This is a genomic window from Silvimonas sp. JCM 19000 (genome assembly GCF_054652575.1).
This window is the reverse complement of record NZ_BAAIHC010000029.1, coordinates 17,284-37,465: the sequence shown is the minus strand read 5'-3', so window position 1 is coordinate 37,465 and position 20,182 is coordinate 17,284. Positions and strand designations below refer to the sequence as shown.

Annotated in this window: 20 protein-coding genes; 7 read left to right on the top strand and 13 right to left on the bottom strand. The window is 61.0% G+C overall.

Translation table 11 applies throughout. The features are described 5' to 3' along the window. Positions 1-81: 81 nt before the first annotated feature. The 3 genes from xth to ACYQ1A_RS19080 are packed head-to-tail and all read right to left on the bottom strand — an operon-like array spanning position 82 to position 2,271. A complete protein-coding gene (xth, locus tag ACYQ1A_RS19090) occupies positions 82-849 on the bottom strand; it encodes an exodeoxyribonuclease III (protein WP_499364647.1) in 768 nt (255 codons plus the stop codon). A gap of 43 nt (positions 850-892) precedes the next feature. Further along, positions 893-1,330 carry a hypothetical protein gene (locus tag ACYQ1A_RS19085; protein WP_499364644.1) on the bottom strand — a complete coding sequence of 146 codons (438 nt, stop codon included), beginning with the start codon at positions 1,328-1,330 and terminating at the stop codon, positions 893-895. After that, a complete protein-coding gene (locus ACYQ1A_RS19080; protein ID WP_499364641.1) occupies positions 1,321-2,271 on the bottom strand; it encodes a Nudix family hydrolase in 951 nt (316 codons plus the stop codon). The genes ACYQ1A_RS19085 and ACYQ1A_RS19080 overlap by 10 nt, the downstream gene beginning before the upstream one ends. A gap of 112 nt (positions 2,272-2,383) precedes the next feature. Here ACYQ1A_RS19080 and ACYQ1A_RS19075 point away from each other — a divergent pair, with 112 nt between their 5' ends. Then, complete coding sequence (locus ACYQ1A_RS19075; protein ID WP_499364639.1) at positions 2,384-2,836, top strand: hypothetical protein; 453 nt, start codon at positions 2,384-2,386, stop codon at positions 2,834-2,836. Between the two features lie 23 nt (positions 2,837-2,859). Here ACYQ1A_RS19075 and ACYQ1A_RS19070 read toward each other — a convergent pair whose 3' ends face one another. The 4 genes from ACYQ1A_RS19070 to ACYQ1A_RS19055 form a co-directional block, all read right to left on the bottom strand. Continuing rightward, on the bottom strand, positions 2,860-3,726 hold the full coding sequence (locus tag ACYQ1A_RS19070; RefSeq protein WP_499364636.1) for an ATP-binding protein: 867 nt from the start codon (positions 3,724-3,726) through the stop codon (positions 2,860-2,862). Positions 3,727-4,302: 576 nt separating this feature from the next. Continuing rightward, the gene (locus ACYQ1A_RS19065; RefSeq protein WP_499364635.1) at positions 4,303-4,872 is read right to left on the bottom strand and encodes a hypothetical protein; all 570 of its coding nucleotides are present in this window, start codon (positions 4,870-4,872) and stop codon (positions 4,303-4,305) included. A gap of 12 nt (positions 4,873-4,884) precedes the next feature. Then, complete coding sequence (locus ACYQ1A_RS19060) at positions 4,885-5,364, bottom strand: LEA/WHy family protein (protein ID WP_499364634.1); 480 nt, start codon at positions 5,362-5,364, stop codon at positions 4,885-4,887. Then, on the bottom strand, positions 5,361-5,777 hold the full coding sequence (locus ACYQ1A_RS19055) for an acyl-CoA thioesterase (protein ID WP_062225339.1): 417 nt from the start codon (positions 5,775-5,777) through the stop codon (positions 5,361-5,363). Before ACYQ1A_RS19055 ends, ACYQ1A_RS19060 begins: the two co-directional genes overlap by 4 nt. Before the next feature lie 181 nt (positions 5,778-5,958). Between ACYQ1A_RS19055 and ACYQ1A_RS19050 the strand changes: the two genes are divergently transcribed. From ACYQ1A_RS19050 to argJ, 4 genes are all read left to right on the top strand, one after another. After that, positions 5,959-8,250, top strand: coding sequence for an AsmA family protein (locus ACYQ1A_RS19050; RefSeq protein ID WP_499364632.1), 2,292 nt, complete (start codon positions 5,959-5,961; stop codon positions 8,248-8,250). Positions 8,251-8,257: 7 nt separating this feature from the next. After that, the gene (gene mutY / locus ACYQ1A_RS19045) at positions 8,258-9,304 is read left to right on the top strand and encodes an A/G-specific adenine glycosylase (RefSeq protein ID WP_499364630.1); all 1,047 of its coding nucleotides are present in this window, start codon (positions 8,258-8,260) and stop codon (positions 9,302-9,304) included. 196 nt (positions 9,305-9,500) lie between these two features. Then, positions 9,501-10,583, top strand: coding sequence for an NAD(P)/FAD-dependent oxidoreductase (locus tag ACYQ1A_RS19040; RefSeq protein ID WP_499364627.1), 1,083 nt, complete (start codon positions 9,501-9,503; stop codon positions 10,581-10,583). Between the two features lie 108 nt (positions 10,584-10,691). Then, positions 10,692-11,921: a bifunctional glutamate N-acetyltransferase/amino-acid acetyltransferase ArgJ gene (gene argJ / locus ACYQ1A_RS19035; protein WP_499364625.1), complete on the top strand. Its 1,230-nt coding sequence runs from the start codon at positions 10,692-10,694 to the stop codon at positions 11,919-11,921. Between the two features lie 95 nt (positions 11,922-12,016). Here the strand turns inward: argJ and dapA are convergent, their stop codons facing one another. The 6 genes from dapA to queG form a co-directional block, all read right to left on the bottom strand. Continuing rightward, positions 12,017-12,919 carry a 4-hydroxy-tetrahydrodipicolinate synthase gene (dapA, locus tag ACYQ1A_RS19030; protein WP_499364622.1) on the bottom strand — a complete coding sequence of 301 codons (903 nt, stop codon included), beginning with the start codon at positions 12,917-12,919 and terminating at the stop codon, positions 12,017-12,019. Between the two features lie 358 nt (positions 12,920-13,277). Further along, positions 13,278-14,714 (bottom strand): peptide MFS transporter, encoded by a 1,437-nt coding sequence (locus ACYQ1A_RS19025; protein ID WP_499364619.1) that lies wholly within the window; start codon positions 14,712-14,714, stop codon positions 13,278-13,280. Between the two features lie 101 nt (positions 14,715-14,815). Beyond that, positions 14,816-15,535: a 5-oxoprolinase subunit PxpA gene (locus ACYQ1A_RS19020; protein ID WP_499364617.1), complete on the bottom strand. Its 720-nt coding sequence runs from the start codon at positions 15,533-15,535 to the stop codon at positions 14,816-14,818. Next, complete coding sequence (locus ACYQ1A_RS19015; RefSeq protein ID WP_499364613.1) at positions 15,532-16,467, bottom strand: 5-oxoprolinase subunit C family protein; 936 nt, start codon at positions 16,465-16,467, stop codon at positions 15,532-15,534. Before ACYQ1A_RS19015 ends, ACYQ1A_RS19020 begins: the two co-directional genes overlap by 4 nt. Next, a complete protein-coding gene (gene pxpB / locus ACYQ1A_RS19010) occupies positions 16,464-17,114 on the bottom strand; it encodes a 5-oxoprolinase subunit PxpB (protein WP_499364609.1) in 651 nt (216 codons plus the stop codon). Before pxpB ends, ACYQ1A_RS19015 begins: the two co-directional genes overlap by 4 nt. Continuing rightward, entirely contained in the window at positions 17,111-18,196 is a 1,086-nt protein-coding gene (gene queG, locus ACYQ1A_RS19005) for a tRNA epoxyqueuosine(34) reductase QueG (RefSeq protein WP_499364605.1), read from the bottom strand. Before queG ends, pxpB begins: the two co-directional genes overlap by 4 nt. On the opposite strand from queG, the gene tsaE reads away from it, so the two are divergent. Together tsaE and ACYQ1A_RS18995 are read left to right on the top strand one after the other, a co-directional pair. Next, positions 18,191-18,670, top strand: a complete 480-nt coding sequence (gene tsaE / locus ACYQ1A_RS19000) for a tRNA (adenosine(37)-N6)-threonylcarbamoyltransferase complex ATPase subunit type 1 TsaE (RefSeq protein WP_499364602.1) — start codon at positions 18,191-18,193, stop codon at positions 18,668-18,670. The two genes, queG and tsaE, sit on opposite strands and share 6 nt — an antisense overlap. A 74-nt stretch (positions 18,671-18,744) precedes the next feature. Then, complete coding sequence (locus tag ACYQ1A_RS18995; RefSeq protein ID WP_499364598.1) at positions 18,745-20,106, top strand: N-acetylmuramoyl-L-alanine amidase; 1,362 nt, start codon at positions 18,745-18,747, stop codon at positions 20,104-20,106. Positions 20,107-20,182: the final 76 nt, after the last annotated feature.

Sequence of the window (20,182 nt, the reverse complement as noted above, 5' to 3'; positions counted from 1 at the left end):
CCATTCTGCACCAAATCGGCCGGGCGTGTACGTTACGTTGCATTACGCTGGCAACACGGCAGGTACAAAGCGCGGGCGGCCTCAGGCGATCGTGACGATTACCGGCGTATGGTCCGACGGACGCTCGGCTTTGCGCGGTTCTTTATCGATTACGCAAGCGTTGAGTCGCTCTTTAAGTGCTTTGGAAATCAACAAATGATCGATACGCAAACCGGCATTGCGTTTAAAGGCAAACAGGCGGTAATCCCACCAGCTGAACGATTTTTCGGGCTGCTCAAATTCGCGGAATGAATCGATCAAACCCAGCGCCAGCAATTGGCGGAATGCCGCACGTTCCGGAGCCGACACCAGCACTTCGCCCACCCATTTGGCCGGATCATGCACATCGCGATCTTCCGGCGCGATGTTGTAATCCCCCGCCAGAATCAATTCAGGATATTGCTTGAGCTCGCTCGCCACGTAATCGGTCAGGGCCTTGATCCAGCGCAGCTTGTAAACGTATTTATCTGAAGCCAGCGCCTGGCCATTAACCACATAGGCGCAAATAAAGCGGATGCCATTGACGGTCGCGGCAATGACGCGGCGTTGTTCGTCATCAAAGCCGGGGATATTGACGACTACGTCTTCCAACGGCGCACGGGCAACGATGGCCACGCCGTTATAGGTTTTCTGGCCAATAAAGGCGACGTGATAACCGGCGGCTTCCAGCTCTGCTTTGGGGAAGGCGCTGTCTTCCAGCTTGGTTTCCTGCAGTGCCACCGCGGTTAATTCCGGATTGGCCGCCAGCCATTCCAGTAACTGCGGCAAACGCACTTTGAGGCTGTTGACGTTCCAGGTCGCAAATTGCATGGAGGAATTCCGCTCGGACAAAAAAGGCGATTCTACCGCGCGCCTATTGGCTGACGGTATTGATCAATACGGTGACGTCATCGATCTGCATAGTCAGCAACCAGTCACGACGACTCTGGCTGCAGAGCGGCAAGGCGGTCTCGGCAGTCCAGCGCTCGCCCTGACGGGCAAACCTGAACTGGTTCGGCCCCATCTCCATGCCATTCATTTGCCACGACGCCGTGGCCGCTTTGATGGCGCTGCCCTCCAGCACCAGATCGACTGGATGTGCGCCACTCAGAGGCTGCGTGGTGCTGACACGGTAGTGCGCGCCGTTGACCAGTATGCTGCAGCCGCGTTGCAGATCGGAACATCCCAGATGCAACGCGGGGGTAGCGGCAGGCTTGCCCAGGCTTAACCACCCCTGATTCCACGCCACAAACAGCAACACCACCACAATGCCCGCCAACGCGGCCCACGGCGCGCGCGGTTTCATTGCCACGCCCCGCTCAGTTGGCCGATGCCATGAGCACCGTGCTGCAACGCTGTCGGCAAATCAGTGGATGCCAGGCCGCCAAGCGCATACAGCGGAAACGGCCAGCCCACATGCATCAACGCCTCAAAGCCATCCCAACCCAGCGGCACATGATCGTGGCTGGCGGTGGGTAAAACATGACCCAGCATCGCGTAATCCACACCGATGTGCTGCGCATGCTGCAATTCAGTCGCGTTGTGCACGGAGGCCCCTACCCAATCCAGGCCGCGTGGCCGCGCCTGCAATGCGGACGCGCGCTGCACGCTCAGATGCACGCCATCAGCCTGCAACTCGCGCGCCAGATCGATATGGTTATGCAACAGAATGCGGCCGCCTGCGGCTTGCACCGGTGTGATCACGCGCTCAGCCAGCGTGGCAAAATCCGACGGCGCCAACTGCGGTTCGCGCAAGATCAGCCACAAAGGCGCCGCTTGCGTCAGGCGTTGCGCCAGCCGCTGCAGCCAGACCTGCTCACCCAGCCCGGCCACATTGGACAGCGCCAGCTGGGGCGGCAATTGCAGGCCGCGCATGATGGGGCCGTTGGCGGGCAGGATGGGCGATACGGTCAGATCACGCGGCGCTTGCCAGGCAAACTGCTGGCCTTCCCGCGCTTCAAACGCGCCGTCCCATGCGGTGACCCGAAAAAAATGCAGGCGCACGGTAGCGTGCGGATAGACAAAGCGCTGGGTCAGCCACGGCGTGGCCGCGGTCACAGTAATGCCCATTTCTTCGTGCAATTCGCGTTGCAGCGCTTGCAAAGCGGTTTCGCCGTCTTCAAGCTTGCCGCCCGGAAATTCCCAGTAGCCGGCATAGGGTTTGCCCGCTGGACGGCTGCCGAGCAAGAACTGACCATTGGCCCGCAACAGCACACCCACCGCCACGTCCACTACCTTGCGTGCGTCGCTCATGCTGTGACCACCTGGCGTGCCGTTAGAATTTGACAGTTTTCTTCGCGGTAAATAACAACTAACATCATCTTGCTTATCAACTTAGTAATAAAGCGGATCACGGCGGCTCATCGTGTCACAACAGGTTATTGAAATCCAGCCCGAAGCCGGCATGCGGCATTGGCAAAAAGTGCTTGTCCTGGCGGCCGACGCCAGCACGGTTTGCACCATCATTGCCCCTTCCCCCGCGCGCATCGAAGACGACGTGGCCTATGGTCTGGGCCTAAATGTCCTGATCGTGCGCGACGGCACACGCCATTTGCTGCGCGGCGCACCCATGCAGGATACCCGCCGCCTGGCGCGCTTGCTGCTCGACAGCGGTCGGCCCACGTTTTTTACCGAAGGCAAGATCAAACCGCTGGCTGACCTGAGCCCGGAAGACGCGGCCGATTACATGATCGCGGTGCCGCCGAGTTTATTGTGCGAACCCAATCTGCCGCGCTTTTATCAAGAATTCCAGCCGGCGCAGGGCGAGCGCATCGATCTGCTGCAAGCGCTAGCGCGCCCGCTCAGCCGCGCCAGTTAAGCCAGCTCGCCCCCCGCGCTGGCTTAATGTCTGCCCGCCCAGTCGCGCGCAAACTGCCATGCAATACGCCCGCTGCGGGCGCCGCGCCCCAAGGCCCATTGCAGCGCCTCGCGCTCCACTTCGTCGGTCCAGTCCGGCACGCCAAACTGCGCCAGCCAATGCCGCGCCGCAGTCAGATATTCCGGCTGGCTAAAGCCATAGAACGATAGCCACAGCCCAAACCGCTCAGACAAGGCGATCTTTTCTTCGATGGCCTCGGCAAAGTGGATTTCATCGCCCACATGGCGGGTTTGCTCGTTCTCGGCAAAGTATTCCGGCACCAGATGGCGGCGGTTTGAGGTGGCGTAAATCAGCACATTGGCGCTCGGTGCCGCAATCGAACCATCCAGCGCAGTCTTCAACGCCTGATAGCCGTAATCGCCTTCTTCAAAGGACAGATCGTCGCAGAACACCAGGTATTTTTCTGCACGCTCGGCCACCTGCGCCACGATATCGGGCAGATCGGTCAGATGCGCCTTGTCGACTTCGATCAAACGCAGGCCGGTATCGCTGTAGGCATTCCACGCCGCCTTGACCAGCGAGGATTTGCCACAGCCGCGCGAGCCGGTCAGCAGCACGTTGTTGGACAGTTTGCCCTGCACAAACTGACGCGTGTTTTCCACCAGCTTGTGTTTTTGCGGCTCGATATTCTGCAGATCCGCCAGATCAATCCGGTGGATATGTTTAACCGCTTGCAGATAACCGCGGCCATCGCGCTGGCGCCAGCGAAACGCACTGGCCGACCAGTCCACGGCCTCGGGCGGCGGCGGCAAGGTGGCATCCAGCCGCTGGATCAGCGCTTCAAGCTGGCCAGTCAGTTTCTCAAAATGTTCAGCAAGCGGGTGCGTCATGGCAGGCGGGTCCTGAGCGGGGATAAAAGTGAGGATGGAATCACGAAAGCATACATTTTTTACGCGCACCAGCCAGACGCATCACCGTGCACCGCTTTGAAAAATTTTCCAATATGCTGTTTTTATTACGATTTTATAAAGCCGTCGATTTGACCATGCACCAACGCGTCTGGTAAATTGCTCCACGCTGCACCGGCATAGGGCTGGTTGCAGACGTAGTTGTGTCAACAGGCCGGCACCGGCAGCGGTGTCCGCGCGGCAGGAGACGACACTCCTGCAACGAGGTGTCTGACAAGCAGACGCCACCTGCACATGACGTAGTTAGTGAACCCTTCTGATCAGGAGATCGCCATGCGATTCGACTTTTTTGAAGGCTTAGCGAGTACGGTCAACGATGCGTTGATTAGTTTATTCCGGGCCTTCAACCCCTCCCCCGTTCTGGATGACGCCGCAGCGAGGTCACTCGCTCTTGAGATCGCAGAACCGTTCCGGTAGCTATCGGAATGAAGCAAGGACGTTGAAGTAACAATAAGGGGCCCACGGGCCCCTTTTTTGCGTCTGGCGCCAAGCTACGGCTTATGGGGCTTTATGCCCGGCCATGCATTGCTGCAGGCTGATCGGATCTTTTTTTGCGCCCACTTCGAGCACGCAATTGCCGTTGCCGAATTTCAGATACTGCGGGCCCGAGGCCGCTGCGGTGCCGCCTTCGCCTGCTTTGGCCGCCAGCGCAGGCGCGCTGGCTTTGGTGACGGCTGCCAAGGCGGCCTGCGCCTCGGACGCCGCCGCCACTGCCGAAGCCAGTTGCGCCTGCACATCCTCGAGTTCTTTGGCGATTTCACTCTGGCTGGCCTTGGCTTCGTCCAGATGTTCCTTCAGCCCCTTGGCCGTTTCGCGGCTTTCATCCAGCGAGACATGCAGACCCACAATCTGCTTTTGCATTCCGACACGTTGCGCCGCACGCAAACCCAGTCCGATCAGCAAGCCCAGCACCAGCAACACCAGGCCGGTGGCGCCGATGCCGCCCATGATCAATTTCTTTTTATGCACCACCAAGGGCGACAGTTTGACCGGCGCGGCGGGTTCATCGGCCGCCAGTTCAGCCAGGGCCTCAGCCTTGATCTCGTCTTCGGACTTGGGTTCGCTCATGCATACACCGTTCTAGTTACGCAGTTGTTTGGGCAGCCATTGCTCTGCCGGCGGCAGTTCGCCGGACTTTTCGAAAGCGATGCCATCGGGGCGGATCGGCAGGAACAGCTTGCCCGCCAGTTTGTAGCTCGGGGCCTGGCCATTGCCCATATTGCGTACCTGGCGCAGCAACTGGGCCAGATTGCTGACCACATCGATATGCACCACCACATCGCCCAGCGCCGGGATAGTCACGGCTTCGTTGGAAACACCGGTCGCCATCTCTTCGCCATTGACCGACAAGGCCGCATTCAGCCCCGAAATGGGCACGCTGATGTTGTTGGGGTTCTGGATATCAAGCGCCAAGGTAAAGCGTTGCTGCAGCAGATTGGCATCTTTGAAATTGATGCCCGCCAGCGTGACGCGCGGTTTTTCCAGATCATGCGGAATGCCGCCGCACGCCGCCAGCAGCGCCAGCGCCAGCAATGCCGCCCACAAGCGTAGCTGCTTCATGCTGCTGCCGCCTGAGCCAGCGCATTGAACCGATCCGCCACTTCGCCGGTCATGGGCAAGGCCCCCGGCGTTTCCGGGTGGACCACTGCGATAGTGACTTCAGCCTCGGCCACCAGCTTGCCGTTGTCGGCGCGCACGATGCGTTGTGCCACGATGCAGGACCGTTCTTCCAGCCGCGCCATGCTGGTTTCCACCACAATGACATCGCCCATGGTGGCGGGACGGCGGTAATTAATATCAATGCGGCTGACTACCAAGGCGTAACGTTGCTGCATGAACCACTGCAGATCGCCGTGGCTTTCCATCATGCCCCAGCGTGCTTCTTCCAGAAATTCGAGGTAGCGCGCGTTGTTGACATGGCCATATAGATCAAGGTGATAACCACGCACCTTGATTTCAGTACGAAACGGCATGAGGACTCCAGTGAGTAGGCAATCGGTACACAAAAAACGCGGGCATCGCCACTGTGAAGCGGGCCACGCAGCAAGGGGGGCGACAGCGAGCACAGCGTACGATCTTTGAAAAAATCCCGTCTGTTCGGGATAATCCCTAGCTTCGGTAAACATACCACATAACAAACGGCACCCTCAGCACGTGGATTTGCGCCATTCCCGCCCCTTTCGACTGACCCTGTTACTGTTCGTGGCCCTGCTGGCACTGGCTGGCGTCGTCCCGTATTTTGTGCAGGCAGACTTTGCCCAGTCGGCGCTGGTGGCGCAGTTGCAGCGCGATAGCCACCGGACATTGACCGCCAGCCGTACCCGCGTGGTGCTGTTACCGCGCCCGGCCTTGCTGCTGCAAGACGTCAGCCTGAGCGACCCCGACAAGCCCGCCATCTTTGCCCAGGCGCAGCAAATGCGCATTCAGTTATCGATCTGGCCTTTGCTTAGCCACGGTCGCTTTGAAGTGCATCGCGTTGAATTCAAAAAGCCGGTCGTCAATATCGAGCATCGCCCCGACGGCAGCTATAACTTTGACGATTTGCTGGCGCAGCCGGACCAGGTGGGCAATGGCCTGCGCTTTAATCTGGATCGCGTCATCTTTAAAGGCGCTGATCTGCGTTACCGCGATAACGGCCTGAATGAATCGTTCCGCGTGGCTGGCCTTGATCTGTATATGGATAACCTGGGCGATCCCAAAACCGGCAGCCTGTATCTACAAGGCGAATTGCAGATCGGCCCGCAACAAGCGCCGCAATGGCGCGGCAAGATCACCGCCAATGCCGCCATGCGCTACCACGCGCAAGAACGCCGGCTGCTGGTCGCCGATCTCAAGACCTCCATTACACAACGTGGAGACAGCGCCCCGGCGCTCAAACTGGCCGATGTCAGCGTCACCGGCGTAGGCAATCTGGTGTATGGCTGGCAGCCACTGCGGCTCACCGGCGGTGATCTGCATTTGTCGGCTTCCGGCAAACGCGCAGAACAGAACTGGAATACCTCGCTGGATCTGCCCGAAATCAAGATCGTCGGCGATGTGTTGTCGCTGAACCGCCTCGCCCTGCAAGTTGATATGCACAGCCCCGGCAACAAGCTGTCAGCGCGCATGCAAGTGCCAACGCTGTCGGGCCAGCAAGGCGGCTTGCTGCGCGCCAATGCCGCACGCATTGATTTCAATATGTCCAGCCCGGGCCAGAAAATCGCGGCCAACTTCGCCAGTCCGCTCGAAATTCAGGATGGCACGCTCTATCGCCTGCCCGATTACATTCTGAATGGCAGCTACAGCAATTCGGCGCTGCCGCGCGGCGATATCAAGCTGGAATCGCGCGGCCATGCCATGCTGGATCTGCGCAGCGAAACCATGAGCATGTCCAGCCAGGGCCAGCTTGATCGCGAACCCATGTCAGCGGCGCTAACGGTCAACGATTTTGTCACGCCGGAATATCACTTCAATATCGACGTCAACAAACTCGACCTGACGCCCTATCTGCCCGCCGTGACCGATGGCGCAAAACAGATCGACCAAGGCCGCGATCTGGATATGGCATGGCTGGAACGCGCACGCGCCCAGGGTCAGGTCCGTATCAACGAGCTGGTGCTGAAGAACCTGCATATCGACGATCTATCGATGAATTTTGCCGCGCATGACGGCAAGCTCACGCTCGACCCACTGGCCGCCACCATCTACGAAGGCCGTTTGCAGGGCCGCATGGAAGTCGATGCCAGCGCGCCGGAACCGCAAATCCGCATCCAGCAACGCCTGAGCGACACCAATATCAATACGCTGCTGACTGATGTGCTGGATACCAGCCGCTTTGAAGGCCGCGGCCAGGTTGATCTGGATATCGCCGCGCAGGGTAGTTCGCTGGCCGATCTGCGCCGCACCGCCACCGGCAACGCGCATCTGCAACTGAAGCAAGGCGCCATCCGCGGCATCGACGTCGAGGCCTTGCTGCGCAATACCAGCAAGCAACTGGCGCTGCTCGGCACCGAAGTCACCCAGCCTGCTGATCAAGACGCCAAAACACGCTTTACCCAGTTGCAAGCCAGTCTGGAATTGAAAGACGGCGTGGCGCGCAATGATGATCTGGCGGTCGCCACCGGCGTGGTCAAACTGACCGGCGCGGGCGATATCGACCTGGGCATCGGCGTGATCGACTATCAGATGAAAGCCGTCACCAACTCACATGTGCCGGAGCTGGCTGGCCTGGCCGGTTTGTCTTTGCCCATCTCGCTGAGCGGCGGGTTGGCTTCGCCGGAATATCACGTCGATTATTCCGCGCTGAAAAACCAGTGGCTGGCGCGGCAGAAAGCGGCGGAAGAAAAAGCCGCGGCCGAACACGCGGCGCAACTCAAGGCGCAAGCCGCCGCCGACGCCGCCCGGCGTAAATCCAGCGGCAAGCCCACGCCGACGCCGTCGCCGGCACCCACCGCCCGCAAACACTAAGTTGGCCATGACCGCACCGTTTTCTCAACGCTTGCTGCGCTGGCACGCCACGCACGGCCGGCACGATCTGCCATGGCAAGTGCAGGACGCTTATCGCGTCTGGCTGTCCGAAATCATGTTGCAGCAGACCCAGGTCATTACCGTGATTCCGTATTACGCGCGTTTTCTGGCGCGGTTTCCGGATATCGCCAGCCTGGCCGCCGCACCACTGGATGATGTGCTGGCCCTTTGGAGCGGGCTCGGCTATTACAGCCGCGCGCGCAATCTGCACGCTGCAGCCGTGCAGGTGCGCGACCGCTTTGGCGGCATTTTTCCGCATGCGCCCGCCGATATCGCCAGCCTGCCCGGCGTTGGGCGCTCTACCGCTGCCGCCATCGCCGCCTTCAGCTACAACACCCAGGCAGCCATCCTGGATGGCAATGTCAAACGCGTGTTGTCGCGCTGGGCGGGCATCGAGGGCAACCTGGCCAGCAAGGCCATCGAAAACAGCATGTGGGCACTGGCCGAAACGCTGCTGCCTGCTGCGGCCGATATGCCCGCCTATACCCAGGCGCTGATGGACCTTGGCGCTACGGTGTGTACGCCCAAAAAGCCAGCCTGTCTGGCCTGTCCGATGCAGGACGACTGCGTGGCGCGGCGCGAAGGCCGCCAGCTTGAACTGCCGTGGCCCAAGCCGAAGAAAACCTTGCCCGAGCGCGAAACGGTGATGTTGCTGCTGCGCGGCGACGATGGCCGCTTGCTGCTGGAGCAACGTCCCCCCTCGGGCATCTGGGGCGGGCTATGGAGTTTGCCCGAGGTGCCGACCACGCTGGAGGCCGAAGCCGCCATGCAGACGCGCTTTGGTCTGCATATCGAAACCGACCCGGCGTGGCCTCCGCTGGTGCATACGTTTACCCACTTCCGCCTCACCATCACGCCTTTGCCCGCGCGCGTGGCTGGCGTGAGCGGCGTGGCAGAAAACGGCTTGCGCTGGTTTAGCCCGGCGCAGGCGCTGGCGGCGGGGATCCCCACGCCGTTGCGACGCTTGTTGATACAAGTAACTGATTTATCGTGAATTTGCCGCATTTTCTCAGAATTCGACCGACAAGCTTACGAAACAAGCTGACAAACAGCGGCCGCGCGCTCATCATTCCGGCCTAGTATTACCGTTCGCTGATCCAGACCCTGGATCGGCCAACCCTGGCCACAAGCCAACAGTCACCATCAGCACACTGTCTGCACCCCGGATTGCCGGGTTCCCCGGAGGGAAAATGTTGCGCGAGCAAGCCTACGATGTCGTCATTATCGGTGGCGGAATCACTGCGTTGAGCCACGCCTGGATGGCGCATCAACGCGGTTTGCGCGTGGCCCTGCTGCAGACAGGCGGTAGCATCGATCCCGGCCATACCGGCAGCATGCTGCAAGTGGGGCACGGGCCGGAGCAACAAGCGTTGGTGCAGGAAAGCCGCCGCTGGTGGCTGGATTGGGCTGGCAAGGCCGGCTTCGCCGTAGATACGCGCGGGCTGTGGCTGCTGTGCCGCGACATGCTGGAAACCCGCGTCGCCGAAGAATTCATGGACAGCACCCCGGCTGGCGCGCGCCGTGCCGACTGGCTTGATCCCACCCACCTTGACGCGGCCCTGCCGCACGCGGCCGGCGCGCTGTACTTTGCCGACGAAATCCAGCTCGATCCCAGCATCGCCTCCGAAGCCATGACGCGCTGGTTGTCGCGCGCCATCGATTATTTTCCGCATCGCCAGGTGCTGGCAGTGGAATCGGGCCGCGTGCATACGCCCACGGGCGTGCTCAAAGCGGATCGCATCTTTGTGGCGGCAGGTCAGCATCCATGGATGCCATCCAGCTGGAACACGCCATGGCAGCAATCCCGTTGCCGTTTGCACGTGCTCAATGTGCAAGCCGATGCGCCGCAACCGGCGCGTCCCACCGTGTTGAGCGGCCTGAGCCTGACCCACTATTCCGCCTTTGCCCAATGCCCCAGCGTGCAGACGCTGCGCGAGCAACAACAAGCTGTGGCGCCGCAACTGGCACGCCATGGCATGCATCTGATCATGGCCACCGGCGCGGACGGCAGCGACATCCTGATTGGCGATGCGCAGACCGCCAGCCCGGCCGAAACCTTGTTCGACGACCAGACCGTCGATGATGCGTTGGTCGATCTGGCCCAAGCCACGCTCGGCATCCAGCTGCAAGTGCGGCAGCGCTGGCAAGGCAGTTATCTGCGCACCGAACAAAGCAGCCTGCGCAGCGAGCCGGTGCGTGGTGTACATCTGGTCAGCATGGCCGGTGCCGCCGCCAGCCTGGCCCCCGCGCTGGCGAACGCCTCGTTTGCTTGAACGCAGCCTTGCCGCGTCTGACCTGGCGCGCATAGCCCGTCATTCCAGCGTCACCCGCTCTGCGGTATCCTTGGTTTTCTTTTTTGTGCCCCCTTAGGAAACCGCGTCATGCCCGTAAACCTGCCTGCCCTTGATCCTGCCGCCCTGTATCCCGTTAAAGGGATCGAACTCGGTATCGCTTCTGCCGGTGTCAAAACCGCGGGGCGCAAGGACGTCGTCGTCATGCGACTGGCCGCAGGCAGCCGCAGCGCAGGCGTGTTTACCCTGAACAAATTCTGTGCCGCGCCGGTGCGCCTGTGCCGCGAATACCTGGCCGCGGGCAACGACATTCGCGCGCTGGTGGTCAACACCGGCAATGCCAACGCCGGTACCGGTCTTGATGGCCTGCAACGCGCCAAAGACGTGTGCGTGGCGCTGGCGCAAGCACTGGATATTGCACCGACCCAGGTCTTGCCGTTCTCGACCGGCGTTATTCTGGAGCCGCTGCCGCAACAAAAAATCATCGCCGCACTGCCCGCCGCCGTGGCTGATCTGCAGCCAGCCAGCTGGGCCCAGGCCGCCAGTGCCATCATGACCACCGACATTGCCCCCAAAGCCGCCAGCCGCCAGATCACGCTGGGCGGCCAGACCGTGACCATCACCGGCATGTGCAAGGGCTCGGGCATGATTCATCCGAATATGGCGACCATGCTGGCCTATCTGACCACCGATGCGAGCATCGCTCAGCCGCTGCTGCAACCCCTGCTGCAATGGCTGTCGGATCGTTCGTTCAACAGCATTACCGTCGACGGCGATACCTCAACCAACGACAGCTTTATGCTGATCGCCACCGGCCAGTCCGGTGCGGCCGAAATCGACAGCGAACAACATCCGGACTACGCTGCCCTGCGTGACGCGCTGCTGGCGGTATCGCAACAACTGGCGCAGGCCGTCGTGCGCGATGGCGAAGGCGCCACCAAGTTCATCACCATCAACGTCGAAGGCGGCACCACGCGCGAAGAATGCCGCGCTGTGGCCTATGCCATCGCCCACTCGCCGCTGATCAAAACCGCCTTCTTTGCCAGCGACCCCAACCTGGGCCGGATTCTGTGCGCGATTGGTTATTCGGCCGTGGCTGATCTGGACACGGACCAACTCGAAGTCTGGCTGGGCGACGTGCTGGTGGCCAAGGACGGCGGCCGCGCCGCCAGCTATACCGAAGAGCAAGGCCAACGCGTGATGCAGGAAGCTGAAATCAGCATCACCGTAAAACTGGCGCGCGGCGCGTTTGCGGCGACGGTGTGGACGTGTGATTTCTCGTATGACTATGTGAAGATCAACGCCGACTACCGCAGCTAAGCCACCGCCTCCACGGCCGGGCCAGCCCCGCTCCTGCACGCGTATGTGCCGGGATCGGGGCTTTTTGCTGCCGCCGGGCGCCGACCGGCAGGCGCTTACAGCGCCAGAATCTGCGGCAGCAGTGTCTCCAGCTGATTCTGCAAATCCTGCGTCACCGGCAGCATGGGCAAGCGCAATTCGTTGCGAAGCAAGCCTTGCATGGCCAGCACCGCCTTGATCGGGGCCGGATTAGGTTCGCTGAACAGCAGTTTGATCCACGGCGCCAGCGCTTGCGAAATGGCGCGGGCGCCCGCCAGGTCGCCCGCCGCAACCAGCGTGAGCATGCGGCGATACAAGTCCGGGCGGATATGAGCGGCGGCCGCAATGGCACCGCGCCCCCCGGCGCAGGCGGTCAGCATGATTAAGGCATCTTCGCCCCCCAGCACTCGCAAGGGCGTGTCGGCGATGGTCGCCAGCAACTGCGGCATATTGCCGCCGCCACTTTCCTTGATGGCCACAAACTGCGGATTCGCCGCCAGCATTTGCAGGGTCGGCAATTCGATATTCACGCCGGTGCGATACGGAATGTTGTACAGCACGATGGGCAGCGGGGTTGCGGCTGCCACCGCGTTGAAGTGGGCCAGCAAGCCGGCTTGCGACGGCCGCACATAATAGGGCGCGCTCACCAGCAAGCCATCGGCCAGGGCTGACAACGCCGCAGCTCGCTTGGCCACGCACTGGGTGTCGTTGCCCGCCAGCCCCATCACCAGCGGCAAGTCGCCACTGACTTCGCGCACCGCCATCAGCAAGCGGGTTTGCTCACCTTCATTCAGCGTGGCCGCTTCGCCGGTGGTACCGCAGATGACCAGACCATCGATGCCCCCTTTGAGCAAATGGGCGACCAGATTCTGGGCGGCGGCGTAATCAACCTGGCCGTCACGGAACGGTGTGACCAGAGGGATGAACAAACCGGTAAAGCGATCGGCGTTAAAGCGGCTGGCAGCAAATACAGCGGACATATAAACCTCGCAAAGTAGTGAACAAAGGTCACCGTTGCGTAAAGGCCGGGGCTGCGTGGGGATTAATCAGGGGAAGGTCGTACCAGGCAGGTTCCGTCGGCGCTCACGCGACGGAACCCGGAAGTCCGTCAGCGGAGCATCCGTTTTTTCGATTTATTGGAACCATTGAGGCCTGTTGCAACGTGCGCAGCCACACCCGCCGCGAGCGGCAAGGCAGAGGCAGAAGAGAAACAGGCGCAAGGCATGGTCAGGGTCGTATCGTCTGGTAAAAATGACAACGTAATGTAGCCCGCCGGTGCTGCCCAAGGCAAGAAGCAGATGCGGGCGCTGTTGCAGCACCCGCCCATCCGGTCCGGCTTTAGCGCACGCCGTGCATCATCTTTTGCAGCGGCCGGGTCAGCAGCAGCAAAATCGCGCCTGCGGCGAAAGCCATCGCCACAAACAGCATAAAGAACTCATGCAGGCCGGTAATCTGAAAGCCGAGAAAAGTGGGCACGCGGCCGCCGTCGGGATAAAAGCCCGCCAGGATGCCGGCAAACCAGTTGGCCGCAGCATTAGCGGTAAACCACACCGCCATCATCAGCGAGGCAAACCGCGCGGGCGCCAGCTTGTTGACCAGGGACAAGCCGATGGGTGACAGACACAGTTCGCCCAGCGTGTGCATGGCGTACATGGCGACCAGCCAGAACATGCTGGCTTTGACACTGGCCGACATATCCTTGACGCCAAAGCCGATGATCAGATAGCCGATGGCCAGCAGGATCAGGCCCCACGCCATTTTGGTGGGCGAGGCGGGTTCGTGGTTGCGCCGCCCCAGCACGCTCCATAACTGCGCCATCAACGGGGCAAACACCAGCACAAAAACCGGATTGAGCGACTGGAACCACGAGGTGGGGATCTGGTAACCGAACAGCATGCGGTCGGTGGCTTCTTCGGCAAAGAACGTCAGCGACACGCCCGCTTGCTCAAACGCTGACCAGAAGAAAATGACAAAGAAAGAAATCACGCCGATGACGATCATGCGTTGCTTCTCGGCCAGCGTCAGCGGTGCGGCGGGTGCACGCTGTTCGCCCTTGGCCACGGGCTGGGGCGCCACGCCGACCGGCGTGCCATCGGGCGCACGCAGATATTTTTTATGGAAGGCGCCAAACACCACCAGCGACAGCAACATGCCGACACCCGCCACCAGAAAGCCCCAACGATAATCGCCCGCCTTGCCGGTATCGCCCAGATAGCCGCAAAGCAAGGGTGCGATAAACGAGCCAAGGTTGATGCCCATATAAAAGATCGTATAAGCCGCGTCTTTGCGCCGGTCATTGGCCTGATACAACTGGCCAACCATGCTGGAAATATTCGGTTTAAAAAAGCCGTTACCGGCCACGATCAGACCCAGGCCGCAATAGAACAGTCCCCGCGCCAGGGCGGCGTTATCCAGACTGCTGCCCGCCCAGAACAAGACGAACTGCCCCGCCGCCATCACCAGCCCACCCAGCAGAATCGAGCGGCGATTGCCCCACCACCGATCTGCCACGTAGCCGCCGATCAAGGGTGCCAGGTAGACCAGACCGGTGTATTTGCCATACAGCGAGGCGGCAAACTGCTTGTCGAACAGCAGCGCGTTAACCATGAACAGCGCCAGCAACGCCCGATTGCCGTAATAAGAAAAGCGCTCCCACATCTCTGTGGCGAACAGCAGATAGAGACCTTTGGGATGGCCGCTGGCCGCAGAATGCGCCGCGGCTTGCGGCGCGATGGAAACGGGCGCGTCGTCCAGCGTGATATCGACGTTGCTCATGATGGGGGACCGTTTTATGACATTGCAATATTCGCAATTGTCCGGATCACGGCCCTGGAACGCGCCGGACTATCCCCATCACAAAACGTAAATTGTTACTTTTACACGGCTGTTTCGCGCAATTGTGCGTGTACAAGCCGGGCAAAATCGAGTGCGTGGGCGTTATCACCATGCAAGCACAGGCTATCCACCCGCAGCGCCAGGGTGCTGCCACTTTGCGTCCGGACCTGCCCGCAAGCCAGCGCCAGCGCCTGTTGCAGCGCGGCCGCATCATCACTGAGCAGCGCGCCGGGCTGGTCCCGTGGCACCAGGTGGCCGGCATCGGTATACGCACGATCGACAAACCCCTCTTCGATCACATGCCAGCCCATATGCGCGGCATGGCGCGCAAAGGCGCTGCCGGCCAGCGCCATGATATGCAGGCTGGCGTCCACTTCCGCTACCGCATGCAACAGGCAATCCGCGAGCTCCAGATCACGCGCCGCGTCGTTATACAACATGCCGTGCGCTTTAACGTAACTGAGCGTGGCGCCCTCGTCGTGGCAGATGGCGCGCAAGGCCGCAATCTGTGCGACCAGGCTGGCTTGCAAAGCCTCGTGACTGAGCGCCAGACTGCGGCGGCCAAAATGCTCGCGGTCTGGATAGCTGGGATGCGCACCGATGCGCACGCCATGAGCCAGCGCCAGCCGCACGGTTTGCCGCATCGAAACCGCATCCCCCGCATGACCGCCACAGGCGATATTGGCCGAGCTGATCAGCGCCATCAGCGCTGCATCGTAGGGATAGCCTTCGCCCAGATCGGCATTCAGATCGATCTTCATTGGATGCGCCACTTCAGTTGGTTTTCGATTTGCACCAGCCATTGTCGCTGCGCCTGCAAGGCGGCCAGCGCTTGCGGCAGCGTCACTTCCACAAAGCGGATACTGTCGCCGGGCCGGAACTGCCCCATGCGCCAGATATCGGCACGGATGACCTGGGCAATTTTGGGATAACCGCCCGTGGTTTGCGCATCGGGCAGCAACAGCACGGGCTGGCCCGAAGGCGGAACCTGAATGACGCCGCGTTGCACCGAGTGCGACGGCAAATCCAGTGGCGGATCAAGGCTGAGATCTGGCCCAGCCAGCCACGCCCCCATGCGATTGGCATCTTGCGTGACACGCCAGGGCTCGGAAACCAAGGCTTTCTGCGCGGCCGGGCTAAAGGCATTCCATTCCGTGCCGGGCAAAATGCGCAGAACTTCGCCGCGCTCGGGCGCCCGCACGCTGGCTTGCGGCGCATGCCCCTCCCAGGCACCCAGCGGCACCACATCACCCACCTTGAGCGCACGCCCTTCAAAACCACCGAATCCACTGGACAGATCGGTCGCACGCGCATTCAACACCACCGGCACATCGATGCCGCCACTCACGCACAGATAGCTACGCGCGCCGTGTTCCGCCCAGGCCAACGCCAGAGTCTGGCCCTGGCGTACCGGCACGCTGCGCCAGCACTGCACTGGCTGCTTATCCAGCGTGGCCGCCACGCGGGCCCCGGTGATGGCAATGACGGCATCGCGCATGAAGCGTACCTGCAGGCCGCCCAGCGTGATTTCGATCGCCGCCAGTTCCGGCGCGTTGCCCACCAGTAAATTACCCACCAGCAAGGCGGGGATATCCATCACGCCGCCCACCGGCACGCCCCATTGGCTGGTGCCAAAGCGGCCCAGATCCTGCACGCTGCATTGCGGCCCGGTTTTAACAATACGCAAGCTCACGCGGCGGCCTCCGTGCTGGGGACAAACCGCAGCGTATCGCCGGGGGCCAACAAGGCGGGTGGCATTTGTGTCACATCAAACAAGCGCGTGTCGGTCCGGCCGATCAGATGCCAGCCGCCCGGTGATGCGCAGGGATAAATCCCGGTCTGCATCCCGCCAATACCGACCGATCCGGCCGGGACTTTTTGCCGTGGTCTGGCGCGGCGCGGAATGATCAGACGTTCATCCAGCCCGCCCAGATACGGAAAGCCCGGCAGAAAGCCGATGCAATACACCGCGTAATCCTGCGCCGCATGCAATTCGATTACCTGCTGCGGCGTCAGCCCGCTGAACTCGGCCACCGCAGCCAGATCCGGCCCCGCCTTGCCGCCGTAATGCACCGGAATATCGTGGCGCTGGCCGCGCACGGGTTCGGCGTCGCGGCTGTCGGTCCAGGCGCTTTGCATGCCTTGTTCGATCAAACCGGCGTCGGTGGTCAGCGGGTCAAAGCGCACCGTGAGGTTGCCCACGCCCAGCACTTGCCACCAGTCGGGATGGCGTTGTTGCAGCACGCGCTGCATGCGCCACAAACGTTGTTGGTCCGCCAGGGCGGTAGACACAGTCAGGACCAGGGCGGTGTCGCCCTGGGGCTGGAGAGTTGGGTTCATGCAGCATGCCTGTTCAAGGCCCACGCCACGTGCTCGCGCACGAGTTCGCTGGGGTCATCGATGCGGGATTGCAAAGCAGAAACAATTTCAGGGCTGGTCGGCGCGTTGCCTAAACCAACCGCCAGATTACGCAACCAGCGCTCATGGCCGATACGCAGAATGGCGCTGCCCGCCATGCGCTCACGGAAGGTGGCTTCGTCCCAGCCAAACAGCTCCACCAGCGAGACATCATCCAGCCCATGCCGTACCGCAAAATCGGCCTCTTTGCTATTCACGGCAAAGCGGTTCCACGGACACACCAGTTGGCAGTCATCGCAGCCATACACCCGGTTGCCAATCAGGGGGCGATATTCATCTGGAATACTGCCCTTTAACTCGATAGTAAGGTAGGAGATGCATTTACGCGCATCAACCTTGTACGGCGCGACGATGGCGCCGGTGGGACAGGCGCTGATGCAGCGAGTGCAACGGCCGCAATGTTCATCGGGCTGCGGCGGGTCGGGCGGCAGCGGCAGATCGGTGAACAACTCGCCGATAAAAAAGAAGGAACCATATTCGCGATTGAGCAAAAGCGTGTGCTTGCCGCGCCAGCCCTGGCCAGCTTGTTTGGCCAGTTCGACTTCCAGCACCGGTGCGGAATCAACAAAGGCGCGGAAACCAAACGGCCCGATTTCGGCCTGGACGCGTTCAGCCAGTTTTTGCAGCCGGTTGCGCAAAACCTTGTGATAATCGCGGCCCAGAGCATAACGCGACAGATAGGCCTTGTTGCCATCCTGCAAGATGGTCTCGGCGTTGGAGGTGCCCGCCGGCAGATAGGGCATGAATACACTCACCACCGACACCGTGCCCGGCACCAGTTCTGCGGGCCGCGCGCGTGTCAGGCCGTGGCGTGCCATATAATCCATCTCGCCGTGGAACCCGGCCGCCAGCCATGCGGTCAATGCCGGCTCGGCATGGGACAAATCGGTGCCCGTAATCGCCGCGCGCGCAAAGCCCAGTTCTTGCGCCCACGCTTTGATGCGGGCCGCCAGCGCGGTCAGGTCCAGACCGCCGGAATCAACAGAGGGGAATTCATTTTGCATAAGGCAAATGATACTGCATGCCGCTTTTTGCCTGACGAAAACGCCACGCTGGCCATCGGGGCCGAACTGGCGGGCGTGCTGCACGGCGGCGTGGTCATTTTTTTACAAGGCGACCTGGGCGCGGGCAAAACCACGCTCACCCGTGGCCTGCTGCGAGCGCTTGGTTATGCCGGGCGCGTGAAGAGCCCCACTTACACGCTGGTTGAACCTTATGCTGTTTCTAATTTAAACTTGTATCATTTTGATTTATATAGATTTCAAGACCCGATGGAATGGGTCGATGCAGGCTTTCGCGATTACTTTAATGAGCAGTCCATTTGCGTGATCGAATGGGCCGATCAAGCCCGCGGCCTGCTGCCCGCACCCGACCTGATGGTTACACTAACGCCGCATCACGACGGCAGAAACATTGAAATTCAAGCACTTACGGAGACCGGTTCGGCATGTCTCGAGCAACTCGCCACCCCGTCCTGACCCCAGATAATGCCCGCCGACGCGTCTTGCGTGCGGCGGTTTCGTCGTTGGTTTTAAGCGTTGTGCCAGTAGGCATGGCCCGCGCGGCCGCCAATGCCGATGTGGTTTCGGTGCGCGTCTGGCCCGCCCAGGCGTATACCCGCGTCACTATCGAGGCCACGTCGCCACTCGCTTTCAAACAATTTTCGCTCAAGAATCCGGACCGACTGGTGGTCGATCTGGAAGGCGTCGACCTGAATGCCGAATTGCAAAAGCTCGAAGGCAAGGTGGGCCAGGACGACCCCTACATCAAACTGCTCCGCGCTGGCCGCTTCAAGCCGGGCACGGTGCGGCTGGTGCTTGACCTCAAATCCGAGGTCAAGCCGCAGGTATTTACGCTCGACCCGGTGGCTGAATATAAATACCGCCTGGTGATCGATCTGTACCCAACGGTGCAGAAAGACCCGTTGCTGGCGTTTCTGGATGACCAGAACAATGGCGACAACGCGCAAGCGCCCGCCAATCTCAAGCTGGACGACAAAACCAGCGCGCCGCAAAGCAATCCGGGCAAGTCAGCGCAAGCGGCCAGCCAGCCGGATCCGCTGGACCAGAGCGCGCAGGACAATCGCGACGCCATCGCCAAAGCCGAAACCGGCCAGCCGGTGGATCGCAGCAAGCTCAAGGTGGACCGGCTGATTACGGTGGTGCTGGATCCGGGCCACGGTGGCGAAGACCCCGGTGCGGTAGGTCCGCAAGGCAATTACGAGAAAACGGTGGTGTTGTCGATTGCGCGCAAGCTCAAAGGCTTGCTCGAAGGCGAACCCAATATTCGCGTGGTGATGACGCGCGACGCCGATTTCTTTGTGCCGCTGGGCGTGCGTGTCAAAAAGGCCCGTGCAGTACAAGCGGATTTGTTTGTGTCTATTCATGCCGATGCGTTTATCCGGCCCGACGCCAGCGGTTCTTCGGTATTTGTGTTGTCTGACAAGGGCGCGACCAGTACCGCAGCCAAGTGGCTGGCGCAAACGCAAAACGATGCCGATCTGATCGGGGGCGTCAAAATCAGCACGCAAGATAAGTATCTGGCGCACACGCTGATGGACCTGACCCAGACCGCCACGCTCAACGACAGCATGAAATTTGGCAAAGCCATGCTGAACGAACTGGGTTCGCTCAACCGGCTACATAAAGGCTCGGTCGAGCAAGCCGGTTTTGCCGTGCTCAAAGCGCCGGATATCCCGTCGATCCTGGTCGAAACCGCGTTTATCTCTAACCCGGCCGAAGAACAGAAGCTGATCGACGACGCTTATCAGGTCAAGATGGCCTCGGCGCTGCATAACGGCATCAAGCGTTACTTCGTCAAAAACCCGCCCCCCGCCCGGACCAAACTGGCGCAGGTGGCCGCGTTTGAGGGCGAAAACCTGATCGAAGGCTGGGCACCGCTGCGCCGCAGTTGAGCGCAGCGCGGGCGGGCGAAACGTGGATTCAGTCTGGCACTGATATAATCCTCACCTTTCCCCGCCTGCCCTCGCC